Annotated in this window: 14 protein-coding genes; 5 read left to right on the forward strand and 9 right to left on the reverse strand. The window is 53.4% G+C overall.

Annotated elements, in window-relative coordinates; all coding sequences use genetic code 11:
* Positions 1-51 precede the first annotated feature (51 nt).
* Together ACR0J4_RS03815 and ACR0J4_RS03820 are read right to left on the reverse strand one after the other, a co-directional pair.
* On the reverse strand, positions 52-459 hold the full coding sequence (locus tag ACR0J4_RS03815) for a universal stress protein (protein ID WP_170642322.1): 408 nt from the start codon (positions 457-459) through the stop codon (positions 52-54).
* A gap of 57 nt (positions 460-516) precedes the next feature.
* On the reverse strand, positions 517-966 hold the full coding sequence (locus tag ACR0J4_RS03820; protein WP_170642324.1) for a phasin family protein: 450 nt from the start codon (positions 964-966) through the stop codon (positions 517-519).
* A 200-nt stretch (positions 967-1,166) separates the two neighbouring features.
* On the opposite strand from ACR0J4_RS03820, the gene ACR0J4_RS03825 reads away from it, so the two are divergent.
* On the forward strand, positions 1,167-2,324 hold the full coding sequence (locus ACR0J4_RS03825; RefSeq protein WP_170642326.1) for a cation:proton antiporter domain-containing protein: 1,158 nt from the start codon (positions 1,167-1,169) through the stop codon (positions 2,322-2,324).
* A gap of 15 nt (positions 2,325-2,339) precedes the next feature.
* Here ACR0J4_RS03825 and ACR0J4_RS03830 read toward each other — a convergent pair whose 3' ends face one another.
* From ACR0J4_RS03830 to ACR0J4_RS03840, 3 genes are all read right to left on the reverse strand, one after another.
* Positions 2,340-2,747: a c-type cytochrome gene (locus ACR0J4_RS03830; RefSeq protein WP_480668296.1), complete on the reverse strand. Its 408-nt coding sequence runs from the start codon at positions 2,745-2,747 to the stop codon at positions 2,340-2,342.
* Between the two features lie 160 nt (positions 2,748-2,907).
* Positions 2,908-3,309, reverse strand: coding sequence for a hypothetical protein (locus ACR0J4_RS03835; RefSeq protein WP_480668297.1), 402 nt, complete (start codon positions 3,307-3,309; stop codon positions 2,908-2,910).
* Between the two features lie 53 nt (positions 3,310-3,362).
* Positions 3,363-4,511, reverse strand: a complete 1,149-nt coding sequence (locus ACR0J4_RS03840; RefSeq protein ID WP_480668298.1) for a Na/Pi cotransporter family protein — start codon at positions 4,509-4,511, stop codon at positions 3,363-3,365.
* 440 nt (positions 4,512-4,951) lie between these two features.
* Between ACR0J4_RS03840 and ACR0J4_RS03845 the strand changes: the two genes are divergently transcribed.
* Entirely contained in the window at positions 4,952-6,172 is a 1,221-nt protein-coding gene (locus tag ACR0J4_RS03845) for an amino acid permease (RefSeq protein ID WP_170642328.1), read from the forward strand.
* A gap of 43 nt (positions 6,173-6,215) precedes the next feature.
* Complete coding sequence (locus ACR0J4_RS03850) at positions 6,216-7,832, forward strand: MFS transporter (RefSeq protein ID WP_170642330.1); 1,617 nt, start codon at positions 6,216-6,218, stop codon at positions 7,830-7,832.
* Here the strand turns inward: ACR0J4_RS03850 and ACR0J4_RS03855 are convergent, their stop codons facing one another.
* Positions 7,833-9,425: a trypsin-like peptidase domain-containing protein gene (locus ACR0J4_RS03855; protein ID WP_480668299.1), complete on the reverse strand. Its 1,593-nt coding sequence runs from the start codon at positions 9,423-9,425 to the stop codon at positions 7,833-7,835. It abuts the gene before it with no gap.
* 219 nt (positions 9,426-9,644) lie between these two features.
* Positions 9,645-10,148, reverse strand: coding sequence for an Hsp20/alpha crystallin family protein (locus ACR0J4_RS03860; RefSeq protein WP_170487864.1), 504 nt, complete (start codon positions 10,146-10,148; stop codon positions 9,645-9,647).
* 278 nt (positions 10,149-10,426) lie between these two features.
* Between ACR0J4_RS03860 and ACR0J4_RS03865 the strand changes: the two genes are divergently transcribed.
* Both ACR0J4_RS03865 and ACR0J4_RS03870 read left to right on the forward strand, forming a co-directional pair.
* Positions 10,427-11,731, forward strand: coding sequence for a ferredoxin reductase family protein (locus ACR0J4_RS03865; RefSeq protein ID WP_170642334.1), 1,305 nt, complete (start codon positions 10,427-10,429; stop codon positions 11,729-11,731).
* 335 nt (positions 11,732-12,066) lie between these two features.
* On the forward strand, positions 12,067-12,630 hold the full coding sequence (locus ACR0J4_RS03870) for a flavodoxin domain-containing protein (protein WP_170642336.1): 564 nt from the start codon (positions 12,067-12,069) through the stop codon (positions 12,628-12,630).
* Between the two features lie 78 nt (positions 12,631-12,708).
* On the opposite strand, the gene ACR0J4_RS03875 is transcribed toward ACR0J4_RS03870, so the two are convergent.
* A complete protein-coding gene (locus ACR0J4_RS03875) occupies positions 12,709-13,554 on the reverse strand; it encodes a universal stress protein (RefSeq protein ID WP_170551786.1) in 846 nt (281 codons plus the stop codon).
* A gap of 88 nt (positions 13,555-13,642) precedes the next feature.
* Complete coding sequence (locus ACR0J4_RS03880; protein ID WP_170642338.1) at positions 13,643-14,020, reverse strand: nuclear transport factor 2 family protein; 378 nt, start codon at positions 14,018-14,020, stop codon at positions 13,643-13,645.
* Positions 14,021-14,024 lie beyond the last annotated feature (4 nt).

Genomic DNA, 14,024 nt, shown 5'->3' on the forward strand with positions numbered 1-14,024 from the left:
TTCAGCAAGTAAGGGGCCATTACAAAAGAATCTCGTATCGCTAGCTTTTGATCACCGAATTACGTGAACCGAACACTTGGCATGATGCACCACTCTGTTCGCAGTGGAACCTAGAAATATGTCCTCGAATCCGGGCTTATGCGACGCTAAGACGATGCAATCAACGTCGTTCTGATTTGCGAAGTCGACAATAGCCCTCCCCGCATGCCCGGAGATGAGCTGTGCCTTCGCGTCTGGAATTTCAGAGGCAGTCTGATGCAGGTTCTCCAGTATCTCATGCCGCGTATGTGCAAGCACCTCGCTTGGAATCTGAGACCCTACATACGCCGGAATAGGCTCTTGGACGTGCACAACGGTGAAAATAGCGTCGGCATCAGCCAATTGGCGCGCGGCCGCAAACGACGCTTGAGTGTCGTGTTCTTTGTCCAGAGCAACCGGGATCAGGATATTCTTGTACATTTGACCTCCTATCTACTGCTCAGATGATTTCAGTTTGGTATTTCGGCAGCAGGAAACCTACACAGGCTCAGATTTCGAGGATTTCCCCGCGCTCTTTGTAGCGGCGGCAACATCACCAACTGTTTTCTCAACAGCTTCAGCTTCTGTTTCAGCGACATAAGATGCACAACGGGACACGGTTTCGAACCATTCCTGCGCGTCTGCAACCAACCGCTCAGCCGAATGGCGCTGCCATTCCGCCATGCTCTGGAAGGCTTTCGATGGATCGGACGGGTTCGCGGAAGACACATTGCGTGCAGCTTGTAGAGCCGTCCGGACCGCCTCATGACGCCGTTCGAACCAATGCTGCGCAAAGGCCTCTGTTTCTTCGAGCAATTTTTCTTGCGCGTCCCAAAATTGTTCGATCTGGGCCCCGAAGGCCGGATTGCCAGAAACGGATGGCTGCATTTGCTTGAAAACATCCAACAGTGAGGTCGGGCTGTTTGTGTTAGTTTTCTTTGTCGGCATCGAAAGTTCCTCCTCATTTCCTGAATGAGTCATTGTGCCACTTGCGGCACGCTTTCGCCTTAATACAGATCAATATCCCTTATTTTTCAGGTCTTCGGCCAAAGCTGCGTCGGGACTCCCGCATTCTGTCCGACATCGGTTCCTAGAAGGCAGTGTTGGAGTTAGAGTAGTTTAGACAAGAACTTAACGCTTGGGTTTCTATGCACATTGCCGGCTTTCTGATTACCCTTGGTGTCCTCTTTCTTGCCGGATTGGCGGCCGATCAACTGGGCCGGGCCACGCATCTTCCTCGTGTTACAACCTTACTTTTCCTCGGTCTGATCGCCGGGAACGCCGGAATGGGGTTGATCCCACTCAACGTTGCATTGTGGTTCGACGAGATTTCCATTGTGGCCTTGACGATGGTCGCGTTCCTTCTTGGAGGATCTTTGACCCGCGAGAACCTGGTTCGACACGGCCAAGCCATTCTGACGATTTCGATTTCAATCGTGGTTGCAACCCTTGTTATCGTGTCTGCTGGATTAACCGCAATCGGCGTACCCTTCGGGTTGGCGCTGGTGCTGGCGGCAATTGCTACAGCTACAGCTCCGGCCGCCATGACAGACGTGATCAAGCAATCTGGAGTGTCCAATAGCTTCACCCAGACATTAAAGGGCGTCGTCGCAATTGATGACGCTTGGGGTCTGATCGTATTCAGTATCACCCTGGTCCTAGCCGGTCATTCGGATGGCTGGGCAACCGTCACGACCACAGCGATGTGGGATTTCGGAGGGGCTATTTTGTTGGGTACCGCACTGGGCGTGCCATCCGCTTACCTTACCGGCCGTTTGAAACCGGGAGAGCCAATGCAGGCAGAAGCAGTGGGCATAGTTTTTCTTACGGCGGGCCTTGCGCTTTGGCTGGAGGTTTCATTTTTGGTAGCAGGCATGGTCGCGGGGGCCGTCATAGGGAATCTTGCCCGCCATCACGACCGTGCCTTTCATGAGATCGAGCACATTCAGTGGCCATTCATGATCCTGTTCTTCCTGTTGGCTGGCGCCACGTTGGATATCGAAGCCTTCGGCTTGATGGGTTGGGCTGGTGCACTCTTCCTGATCTTGCGCGCCGTGGCCCGCGTTGTCGGGGGTTATTGCGGAGCGAGACTGGGCGGCCTGCCCCGCCATCAGACCCGCTGGTACGGCCCTGCTCTGTTGCCACAGGCTGGTGTCGCGGTAGGAATGGCCCTCGTCGCCGGAGAGCAATTTCCGAACTGGGCATCGTCCATCATGGCCTTTACTCTTGCCAGCACTGTGGCCTTCGAAGTGTTGGGGCCGCCACTGACTCTCATGTCAATCAGACGCACGGCTGATACGGACTAGCAGATTGGTCCGTGACTAGTCGGCTTGGATCGAGTCCAAAAAGGCGAGCAAATTCGCCAACGGCAGGCCAACCATCATTCGTTGCCCGTTGGGCAAAGCCACCGCGATTTGTTGGTCTGTTTCAAACACCGCGCCAAAGATCGGCATTTCGCCCCCATGCGCGAGCAATTGGGAACGACCATCAATCTGTTCAGCTATGCGATCTGTCGGAAACACACCGTCGTTTTGGCCCGCCAATTTGGTAAGGTCGGGCGTTCGAATAGCCATCATTTCGGCCATCGGCCCGTCTCCGGTCGCTTCGAAACCATGACATTGCCAGCAATACGTCCGGTACAAATCACGTCCCTCATCGACGCTGATGTCCTGCGCTAAAGCAGGTCCCGCGACGAACAGTGCCAGTAATATCCCGCGAACAATCTGCATTTGTTCCTCCAATTTGCTGCCTTGGATGCAGATCAAATTAAGGCGCATCCTTGAGAAACTTCTTTGACCTTGCTCATGTTGCACGCTTAAGCGCGAAGATTGGCGTCTCAGTCGAAGAACGTTTGAGCAAGCGCCGAATCTAATCCACGCCAGCCTCCAACTACGCCAGTTCGTCATTGACCTCGCCAACCTTGCGCCCAGGCGACTCTCGTTCCAATGCGTTCAAATGCCAACGAATTCGCCAGAGGTGATAAGACACGCGATGTAACCATCTGAGGGCATCCAGCCGAGCCCAAACCACGTCGTCCGGCAGATTGTCAGTTGCAGCGTCGGAAATGAGCAAGTCTCTGCGAAGTTTCCTCTGTCGCCTCATAAAACGGCGAAGACGGTTCAGCGTGTTTTCACACTGCACTGGATCGTCGATCTCTAAATAGCCGTCAGTTGCTGAAATCAATACCGAAGCAAGCCGCTTCAAACGCCGGTCTTTCGGTAACTCGCTTGTCCGATCATCTTGGCTGCACCGGTAAAGCAGCCGGTCAAGATGGTCGAGGACATGGTACATACCCTTGATGCTGGATATCTCCGCGTCGGACCTGCTGGGCAGTTCAATCTTGTCTAGGTACGAGCGCGCCTCAGAAACAGCCGTCTCAATGTTATCCCGCCCATAGCCGGGTCCGCTTGGCTGAGATGCACCCATACATGACCGAAGGTGCCCACTTCGGCCCTTACAATTTGTTCGACTGAAGCTTTTGCTGCATTCACCGCTATTTCCGGCACCCCAAGAACGAGCGGATCCAGAGACCTCGTCAACTCAGCACCTCTGTCGGGTACGAGCGCCTCGATAAATCTGGCGAAGGGTATCGCGAACGGCAAGATCAGCGCTACGCCTATGGCGTTGAAGAAACTATGGAACGCGACAAGCGCAGTCAGTGAGTTTCCGGCCCCCGTCCCACTTACAAAAACCGAAGTAAACGGCCCCAGCAGAAAAAATGCCATTGCTCCTGTCATCACGTTGTAAATCACATGCGCAAAACCGGTTCGACGCGCCATAGTGCCCCCACCCAAGGTGGCCAGAACAGCGGTGAAAGTTGTCCCCACATCCATTCCAATGACGAGAGCCGCTGCTTGAGGAAAGTTCACAGCACCGGCGCTCAACGCAGCCAACGCTGTTGCTACACCAGCACTCGAAGACTGCGTCACCATCGTGATAACGACACCGATCAATACAAGCTTCAGCCTGCCCAGTAGTGTATCTGGCGGAAAATCGGCAGGGGTAACTACGCCGCGAAAGGCGTCAAGCCCGGACTTGAGCTGCTCGATCCCAATGAAAATCAAGCTGAAGCCGGCCAACGCCAGCCCAATGCCGGCAACCGCTTTTTTTCCTGAAAGCGCCAGCAAAGCCCCAGCAAAAACAACGGGCAACATCACTTGCCCCAGGTCCAGCTTTAACCCCAAGAGCGCGACGAGCCAACCTGTCATGGTCGTTCCGATATTGGCCCCGAAGATGATCCCAAGCGCTTGGGGAAAGGTGAGAAGACCAGACGCGACGAATCCGACGGCCGCGACGGTCGTCGCGCTGGAAGACTGGATCGCAGCTGTCGTGACCGCGCCCGTTACCGCCCCGGTAAACGGTGTCGACGTGAACCGGCCCAAAATATCTCGCAGTCGCGCACCTGCCAACGCCCTCAAACCGTCCGTCATCAACTGCATGCCGATAAGGAACAGGCCGATGCCGCCCAGTGCTGGTAACAGGTTCCAGAGCATTGCGAATTGCCTTCCACCCTAAATCTCAAACCGCCTGACATGTTTGCTTTGCCTTTAAGTTCGACGGCAAACGACAGTTGGTTGGGATTCAGCCTCGCAGACCGGCGACCGCGAGTTGATTGACATAGATCAAAGCACCAATAGGAATCACATAGTGAAATACGAATGTTTCAGCTTGTTCTACGTTCACCGGTCTGTCCCCAAGCAAACACAAAGGTGAACGGAATTCTGAAGGAGTGGAAGTTCCACCCACTGGGGGCTCGGCAGAAGTGGTGGCGAGCCCCCAGCTAGTTTATTGGCGCACGATGCGCCCAGACGTTGAGACACAAGGCATTCGGTGCAGCTTTGACCATCGGATCGCGCCGCTCCGCCAATCGCGGACAAAACTGGGAAGGACGCCACTGACGACGTTCTGAATGAGCAGTTGGTGGAAATCGCTTATGAACTCTGTTTATCCAAACGAACAGAAACTCAGACGAGCCCTTACTACCCCGTTGCTCACGCTCTATGGCCTCGGGGTAACGGTCGGAGCGGGCATTTATGTTTTAGTCGGTGCAACAGCAGACATTGCCGGACCGTTTGCAGCGTTTTCGTTTGTTGTAGCCGCCCTCGTCGTATCACTCACCGCGCTTTCGTATGCTGAACTCGCAACACGGTTTCCCGTCAGCGCAGGTGAAGCAGCCTATGTTGAGGCGGGATTTCAGAAAAGATGGATGGCGGTATTCGTCGGGCTCGCGGTCGCAGCTTCGGGGATTATCTCTGCCTCTGCAGTTGCAATTGGCGCAGCGTCATACCTGCACGCTTTAACCGGTTTTGCGACCCCTGTTTTGACCGTCAGCGTCGTTTTGATCATGGGTCTAATCGCGCTTTGGGGGATCACTGAGTCGGTCTTTGTTGCGGCTGTCATTACGATCGTCGAGATCGCAGGCCTTCTTTTTGTGATGGGCTGGGGTATGTCGGTTCATGATCCGCAGGGATACGGGATCAGTTCGATGCTTCCCCCGCTTGAACTCGACGCGTGGAGAGGCATTTTCGCGGCATCACTCCTCGCCTTCTTTGCATTTGTTGGCTTCGAGGACATGGCCAATGTCGCAGAAGAGGTCAAAGACCCCGTTCGCACGATCCCAAAAGCGATTTTACTAACGCTCGTTCTGGCGACCGTGTTGTATCTGGGAACTTCAATGACGGTTCTACTTGTTGTTCCGATCGATGTTCTGTCGACATCTGCAGCGCCCCTCGCGCTTGTGTTTTCAAACGCGCCCGAGGTGATCAAACAGGGCTTTTCCGCAGTCGCGATTTTGGCGACAGTCAACGGAGTACTGATCCAGATGATCATGGCCTCGCGGGTGATCTATGGCCTAGCGGACCGAGACCATTTGCCCAAGGTTCTGGCGGTTGTGCCGAAAGCGACTCAGACACCAGTTGTCGCTACTTTGCTGGTCGTCGCAATCATCGTCCTCCTGACCCAATCTATACCGATTGGTACTCTGGCAGAGCGCACGTCGCAGATCGTTCTAGGTGTCTTTGTGCTGGTCAATGTCTCGCTGATCCTGCTGAAGATGAAGCCGGACGAGGCCGCCAAACACTTCCGAGTTCCTCTTGCGGTACCAATCCTTGGGGTGATCACCAGTGCATTGCTTTTCGGATCTGGATTTCTCTAACTAGATACAACGACCCAAAGGCCTCAGCGAGCTGCCACAGCATATGACGACTGACCAAGTTTCCATAGGATCAAAACTTTCGGCCTGGTGGCATAGAACGTTTGTGGATCTGGTTCAGCAGCTGCAATGGTCCTATTTGCCGCCACTGATGGTCTATTTCGCGGCCGGTGTGTCCGGTCTGACCTCAGTCGTCGGAGCTTTTTTCCTAAAAGACTATCTCGATTTATCCGCCTCTTTCGTTGCAGGGCTTGCATTTTGGGCCGGTCTGCCTTGGATCCTAAAAATGCCACTTGGCCATGTCGTGGACCTGTTCTGGCGCTGGAAGTCCCTGCTAATCCTGTTTGGCGCGTCTTTGATCACATTGTCTTTGCTCACAATGTACGGTCTCGTGACCGCGCCTGCACAGATGTCCAAGTTCATGCCGTTGGAAGACTGGTATGTTGTTGCCCTCCTCTTGGCGCCTTCCGGCTATGCCATTCAGGATGTTGTCGCTGACGCCATGACGGTTGAGGCGGTCCCAAAGGTTGACCAGCGCGGCCTACCGTTTACGCCTGAAGAAACCCGTGCACAGCATACGACGATGCAGACCTTGGGCAGAGTCTCGATCATTTCCGGGTTCGCAGCGGTTGCGGCTGTAAACATCTGGATATTCTCTGGAACCGAAGAACTGCAAAAATCCGAACGCCTTGCGCTTTATGGCCACGTATACCTGATAGCTCTGGCCATCCCGGTGTTGTCCGTCAGTGGAGTGGTTCTTCACAGCTTTATCCAGCGTCAGCTTGTCAAGCGCGGCCACCCGCCTCACACACCGGATGAAGTCACCGAAGTCAAATGGTCCATATTGCTCGGCGGTCTTGCATTCGTTTTGCTTAGCATCGTGCTGGGAACCGCAGATTTCGAGTTTGCGCAAGAGACTGTTTTTGCGGTTTCCCTGACGGTGATCCTCTACCTCATGTCGCGTCTGCTGAAAGAGCTGGAACCGGCCCAAGCCAAAGCCTTGATCGGGACAGCAACAATCATTTTTGTGTTTCGCGCTGTGCCGCTACCGGGACCAGGTCTGACATGGTTTGAAATCGATGAACTGGGATTCGATGAGCAATTCCTGGCAATTCTGGCTTTGTTGACTTCGATGTTGGCCCTGCTCGGGTTAATCGTCCTTCGACCATTTATGGCCAACCGCTCCATTGCGCATGTGGTGGTGTTGCTGACCATTACGGCGGGCATTCTCGCCCTACCCAACCTTGCCCTCTACTACGGCGTGCACGAATGGACGGCGGCGCGTACCGGCGGAGTTGTCGACGCAAGATTCATAGCCATTCTTGACACAGCCGTTGAGTCGCCGCTTGGACAGATCGCCATGGTCCCGATGTTGGCTTGGATTGCACGCAATGCCCCTGTTCAGTTGAAAGCGACTTTCTTTGCGGTGATGGCATCATTCACAAATATGGCATTGTCGGCCAGCAGCCTCAGCACCAAATACCTTAACCAAACATTCGTCGTCACACGCGCTGTCACAAATCCAAAAACCGGTACGGTCACGTCCACCGCGGACTACAGTGAACTTGGGTACTTGCTGATCTCCGTAGCCGTGATCTCGGTGATCGTTCCACTGGTCACAGTGTTTTTCGTTCAAAACTCGCGCTTCCGAACGAGCGAATGATCACTGACTTTCCGCCTCTTCCAGCAGAGCTCTGAGATGTGAGACCGGGACGCCGATGTTTGAGCCACCAAACTCGGGCAGGATCGCAGCATTGATGGCAACGACCTCGCCCCGCCGATTCAATGCTGGCCCCCCGCTCCCACCGGTCGTGGTCTCGGCGTCATAAACGATGGCGCTCCCACTTGTCCGCGCAACAATCCCCCGGCTTGCTAGCGGGTGTATCTTGCTTTGTGTAGAAAGCCGGGACGCGATCGACCAGAAGTTCAACGTTCCTTCTGCTTCCAGTTCCTCTAAAAAGCCCGGACCGGCCTGCGCGATCAAAGCCTTCAAACCCGTTGGATATCCCAACAGATACAGCTCTTCACCTACGCGCGACGTGGCATCCGCCAAAGGAATTCCGAGGTCCTGAACGCGGCTTGGCTCAACTGTCAAAATCGCCAAATCTGCCGCGTCGCTGAACCGGAGCAGCCGCGCCTCAGTTGGTTCCGTCTGATCAGGCAAATAGGCCAACAGCCTCAACATCTCTGGCTCAAAACCCGCGTCTCTCAGCGCCTTCTCTCGGTCCCCTGATGTCCACGGCAACGCGACATGGCGGTTGGTGGCCATCAACGGTACCCCAGCAATCAAAAAACCGGTTCCAGTGAATTGAAATTCTGCAGGTTCGCCGGTCCCGTCCGGTTCGATCCAAGGCTGGCCAAATGGGGTTTTCAGGTTTTCTCCGTTCGGTCCCAACACGTGCCGCAGAATCTTCCCGCTTTCCACGTGGCGCAGCCCATAAGCCCCCTGAAGGAACGCGACGGATCGAATGGAGGCAGCAATCACCCGCGTGGGTGCTCCCGCCCGCTGTTCCAAGGTTCCAAGACGTTGTTCAGTCGACAAGACCTGGTTCTCAAAAGCGTCACGCAACGAAGCCAAGTCATCAGGCGTAAGTGCGTCTTCTCGCGTCTGTGCGAGCATAACTGCGACCGCTTCAATCTTGCGGGACTCCTGTTCGATACTATCCGCCAAGCGCCGGTCGTTTTGATAAAGCAGGTACCCAAACCCCGCGATCACAAGAAGCGTCGCAAGAACCGTGATCCTGAACAATATCGTGGTTTGAGAGGCAAGCCGCCGCCCACTGTCGCGCAGGGCACCGGACATCTTTTTGGCAAAAGGTCGACGGCTCGTTCGGGTGTAAGCATATGCATCGCTGAGGATATCCTCGACTGTATGGTGCGCGGGAAATGAGTGATCGCACAGCCTGTATCGAGACATAGGACCCTTTTCACCGAACTCGATCATGTCGCCATGCCTAAGAGACGCTAACGAGGCTTTTTGCCCGTTTACCCACACATTGCGCCCTACCGTCGCGGTTATCGTGTAACCGTCGTCAGCCCACTGTAGGGTCGCAATATCGTTGTCATGCGGAGGCAGGTCGTCTTTAGGTCGAAGGCTTAGCACCCTGCCGTTGTCAACTGAAACGGTCAGGGCTTTATCGAACAACCAGTTCACGTTTCCGCGCGATGGTCCGGTCAGGCTCTCCAGAAAGGCCCGCACCTCACCTTCACCAGCATGTCCTGAGGGTGTCATGCCACTCTCTTCTGGTTTTCGCATTGTGGCCCCCTACCCAAACGCGTGAGGGCATTCTACCACGCTTCAACGCCAAACCCATGGCCTGGTACGAATGTGCAAAAAACACTTTTGTACAGATACTTGCGATATCTGCCAGGACTCAACCAAAGACACTTATCAGGCCACAACTCTAAGAAGGCCGATCCATGATCGACCTTCTGCCTTGGCATTTTTTTGCACGGTATCGAGCCACCAGACCGTCTATTTCGAAGATACCTTGATCTTACGGCTTGGATCCTGAGGCTCAGTCTTCGGCATTTCTATATGCAGAACGCCTTTGTCGAATTCAGCTGAAATCTTGTCGATTTCCACAGTATCTGGCAGCGACATGGCTCTGGAAAAGCTGCCATAGCTTCTTTCGCTGACACGCAAATCGCCCGTTTCATCATGCGCAATCTTCTTCTGACCGCTCAAGACTAGTTTGCGGTCCTTGATTTCAATTTCCACATCATCCTCTTCGAGCCCCGGCAATTCAGCCGTCAGGACAATCGCAGAATCCGTTTCTTGGACATCGATTGCCGGTGAAATCGCACCCGTCATATCAAGAGACGGAAAACCCGTGCGTTGCGCAGCCGTTTCCATCGGCAGGAAGGGTGATCCTCCCCCCAAAAAACGCGACATCAAGGTTTCCATTTCACGCCGAAAGTTGTCAGAGAGCGGATGCATTCCAGTGAAAAGTTGCGGTGACTTTTTGTCTTCCAACATTTTGAGCCTCCTCCTTTGGTCGGATTTCACGCGCGCAACATTATGACAGGAAAAGCGGTCAAGGACCTTGATCTTGCGCAAGCATGCAACCTCAGCATCAGCCAGACCGAACGCAGCGGCTGAACGAACTGAAACGGGAAACTTCGTTCACTAAACTTGCCTCGTCGCGCTGGAATTAAGACCATTCTCGGCAGTCTTGATCGGAATCCAAGGTCAGCTTAGCGTTTATTTTGAATGAGCCCGAGCTGCCTAGCTTTAGCACAGTGGAGCAAAACTGTATGAAATGGCCTTATCTGGCGCTGATTTACGTTTTGCTGATCTTGGCTCCCTTGGGTTTTTCTTGGTCTCTGGGATGGCCACCACGATCATTTCATCAAGAGCTCGCGTCCGGGCTTGGGATGCTCGCTTTTTCAATAATCTTAGTCGAGTTCCTGCTGTCTGGGCGGTTCAGGTTCATCTCTTCCGGTCTGGGTATGGATGTAACCATGCGGGTGCATCAGTTGATGGCGCGTACAGCACTCGGCTTTGCGCTGATACACCCGCTGCTATATCAGGGTACGCCTTCTGGCGGACGCCGCCCGTGGGATGAAACAAACCAACTTACGATTTCGACCGACTTTTCTACGCTGGTGTCGGGCATCGGCGCATATTTTTTACTGTTCATCCTGGTCGCCTCGGCAATTGCCCGCAAATCCCTTGATTACAAATATGAAACATGGCGCCTCTTACACGGGCTGGGAGCCTTGGTGATCGCATGCCTGCTGTTGCATCACATGGTCTATGCTGGGCGCTACGGTGGGCATCCGCTGTTGATGTATCTCTGGCTTGCCCTGACCAGTATTGCAGTTGGAACTTTGCTGTATGTCTATCTCGTTCGCCCTTTACGTCAGAGGAAAAGTCCGTGGCGCGTCACGTCTGTGTCTCGACTAACACCGAAGCAATGGGAGTTGCGCCTCAAGCCCCATGGTCACAACGGACTAAACTTCGAAGCAGGACAGTTTGCCTGGCTAAACGTCGGCCACAGTGCTTTTTCGCTGCATGAAAACCCATTCTCGATTAGTTCGGCACCAGCCGAAGGCCCCGAAGTTTCATTCGTGATAAAGGAGCTTGGGGATTTCACATGCGGTCTCGTACAGATCGCTCCTCAAACCACGGCCTATCTGGATGCCCCGCACGGGAATCTGTCGATCAGCCACCGCACTGAGACAGGTATTGTTCTGATCGCAGGTGGTGTCGGGATCGCGCCAATGTTGAGCATTATGCGTCAAGTTCGACTGAGTGGAACACGGCACGATCTCAAGCTTATCTATGGCAACCGGGTGGAGGAGCAGATTGTTTATCGCCAGGAGTTGTCCAAAGAAGACACAGTATTTGTTCTATCCGAACCGCCAAAGGATTGGTCCGGAGAGACAGGCTTGATCGACGGTCCCCTCTTAGACCGCAATTTGTCTTCTGAACAATTTGAAAGCTGGCTTTTTGTTCTTTGCGGCCCCCCTGCCATGATGGACACCGTCGAAGATCATCTGATTGAGCGTGGGACCGCGTCACATCGGATTTTGTCTGAAAGGTTTGACTATGATTAGACTGCTCAGAAACCTGCCCGCACGCCAACAAGTGAGTTTTGCAGTGTGGTTCATCAGTTTATTAATCTTCGTCGCTGTCTTGGCCTTTTGCTTAAGGTAGCAAGCTAGATCACTAGGAATTGGCTAGCTTCAAAGCTGCCGGCCGCAAAGGCAGGTTTTTTTGAAGATAGACGCCGTCGCGAACTTCCTTAAAACATGCTCTGCGTAGACAGCAAAAGCGGACCACAACGATCCCGAAATGGTCCCAAGAAACGCCTTTGATGGAGATCAAGGGCAACGCACGTCACTTATTCATAATAAGCAGTCTATTCAGACCGATTTATGGGAGGATCGGAATGACCGTACTCATCGCTTTCGCCACGGTCGAAGGCCAGACAGCGAAGATTGCGCGCTTTATCAGCAATGTCGCGAAGAATGCCGGTTTCGACGCAAAGCTGATCAATACCGATGAAATACCCAGCCACGTTTCACTTGACGATGTGGTCAAGGTTATTCTCCTAGCCCCTGTCCACGAGCGTAGGCACCCCAAGTCATTCGAGGCATTTGTCGCTACAAATAGAGACGCCCTAGTGAAGCGAAAGTCTCTCGTGCTTTCCGTCGGTTTAAAAGCTGCTTTCGCGTCAGGTCGAGAAGAAGCCCGTGACTATCTTGACGAAATGCTTCTGCGAACAGGTTTTAAACCAAATGCGACGGCTTTGATCGCAGGCGCGGTGAGGCCCGAAAACTACGGGTATTTTGAGAGGGAGATTCTTAAGTACGTCGTCTTGCTCGGTCGAAAAATCGATCCACGAGAAGGGGCAAGGGAGTTTACTGACTGGGATGAACTAACGTCAATTGTGATAGAGTTCCTTGGCGAAAACGGTCGGGCAAACACGCTTCAACCTCAAAAAAACTCTTAAAAAATGGTTTCTCAACTATTTACTGATGAATTTTAATAGCAATGGCTACCAGAAAATTACAGTCATCGGCTCACTTCATCAGTGTCCGAAAAGCACTTGTAAACTTGTCTGCTCCAACATTGCTTGCGTCGTGCCCCCAAAAACTGACTCTCGCAAATGGGAATGCCCATAAGCGCCCATAACAACGAGATCGGCCCGCGCTTCGCTTGCTCGTTCTTGAATGCAGTCTGCAATTGAATTCCCCCCGCACTGAAACTGCGACACGGTCACGTTGCAACCGTGATGGCCGAGCCATTCAGCTAGGTCCGTTCCGGGCACGCTACTTTCTAAGTCCTCAGGCGACGGCAAATCAAAACACCCAATCACAACTTCTTTGGCGGCCAGAAGAATGGGTAAAGCTAAATGCGTTGCCCTGGACGCAGGCAAGCTGTCATTCCATGCCAAAAAAACGCGGTCGCGTTGGGCATACGGATCTCCATTAATCATCAGAGCGACCGGAGAATGAAACAACACTCCGCACGCGATCTTGTGAAATAAATCGGGGTCTCTTCGCAATCCAGCGTCTAGAAAAGCGATATCAGAGCATTTGGCTTGTTCTGCTACAAGATGCTGTAGCTCTGCTCCAAGTCCCATAAAGGCAACTACATTTGCCGATACGCCCTGCCCAACCAGAAGCGCTTCAATTTCAGTGGCGCGAGACTTCAAGGCGGCATTTTTTGCGTGAAGAACATCCAACCAGTTTGAGGGCAGACCCGCTTCAACGAACCTGTTTGATCCATACTTTAGGTAAGGCAGGTTAGGTAACGCTGCGATCAATACGCAATTCAAGTGGTCGTTCTGGATACGGGCAGTTTCAGCGCATTCCAAAATCGACGCGTCGTCAGCATCAACTCCTACAAAACATGCCACAGTTCTGTGTTGCATTCCCGACCTCCGTCCGGAATTTCACTTTGCCCAAAAGCCGTGTGTACTGATTGAGCCAACAATTGGCCGATGTTGTTAGTCGCTCTTCTTACTTCGGCAACATGAAGAACTCTTCCAGCACAATCTTGCCTTCCGCCACCGAATACACTGCGATCTCGCGCAGGGTCATACGCTCACCCGTGGCCTTCTGAACGACTTCGGCTCTAAAGCGCACTCCAAAGCGGTTGGGTGGGTGGACGTAGGGTCCATCCACTTCTAGTTCTTGGATTTCATGCGACGCCAACCAATCCTCTCTTTTTCCCTTGATGGCTTCGCGACCCTTTGAAACGCGGAATTGTCGAACCGGAGGCACAACGGCTTCTATCGACTGCGCGTTTTCGGCATACATTTCATCAACACTTCCAAGGCCCCGGCGCTCACGCATGGCCTCGACGAAGGATCTACCGATTTCAATCAACTCTTCCATGAAT

Source organism: Ruegeria sp. B10 (assembly GCF_056539825.1).

Excerpts from the sequence above, each read along its gene's own strand:
- ACR0J4_RS03815 (WP_170642322.1), bottom strand. The coding sequence starts at position 459 with ATGTACAAGAATATCCTGATCCCGGTTGCTCTGGACAAAGAACACGAC.
- ACR0J4_RS03820 (WP_170642324.1), bottom strand. The coding sequence starts at position 966 with ATGCCGACAAAGAAAACTAACACAAACAGCCCGACCTCACTGTTGGAT.
- ACR0J4_RS03825 (WP_170642326.1), top strand. The coding sequence starts at position 1,167 with ATGCACATTGCCGGCTTTCTGATTACCCTTGGTGTCCTCTTTCTTGCC.
- ACR0J4_RS03830 (WP_480668296.1), bottom strand. The coding sequence starts at position 2,747 with ATGCAGATTGTTCGCGGGATATTACTGGCACTGTTCGTCGCGGGACCT.
- ACR0J4_RS03835 (WP_480668297.1), bottom strand. The coding sequence starts at position 3,309 with ATGTACCATGTCCTCGACCATCTTGACCGGCTGCTTTACCGGTGCAGC.
- ACR0J4_RS03840 (WP_480668298.1), bottom strand. The coding sequence starts at position 4,511 with ATGCTCTGGAACCTGTTACCAGCACTGGGCGGCATCGGCCTGTTCCTT.
- ACR0J4_RS03845 (WP_170642328.1), top strand. The coding sequence starts at position 4,952 with ATGAACTCTGTTTATCCAAACGAACAGAAACTCAGACGAGCCCTTACT.
- ACR0J4_RS03850 (WP_170642330.1), top strand. The coding sequence starts at position 6,216 with ATGACGACTGACCAAGTTTCCATAGGATCAAAACTTTCGGCCTGGTGG.
- ACR0J4_RS03855 (WP_480668299.1), bottom strand. The coding sequence starts at position 9,425 with ATGCGAAAACCAGAAGAGAGTGGCATGACACCCTCAGGACATGCTGGT.
- ACR0J4_RS03860 (WP_170487864.1), bottom strand. The coding sequence starts at position 10,148 with ATGTTGGAAGACAAAAAGTCACCGCAACTTTTCACTGGAATGCATCCG.
- ACR0J4_RS03865 (WP_170642334.1), top strand. The coding sequence starts at position 10,427 with ATGAAATGGCCTTATCTGGCGCTGATTTACGTTTTGCTGATCTTGGCT.
- ACR0J4_RS03870 (WP_170642336.1), top strand. The coding sequence starts at position 12,067 with ATGACCGTACTCATCGCTTTCGCCACGGTCGAAGGCCAGACAGCGAAG.
- ACR0J4_RS03875 (WP_170551786.1), bottom strand. The coding sequence starts at position 13,554 with ATGCAACACAGAACTGTGGCATGTTTTGTAGGAGTTGATGCTGACGAC.
- ACR0J4_RS03880 (WP_170642338.1), bottom strand. The coding sequence starts at position 14,020 with ATGGAAGAGTTGATTGAAATCGGTAGATCCTTCGTCGAGGCCATGCGT.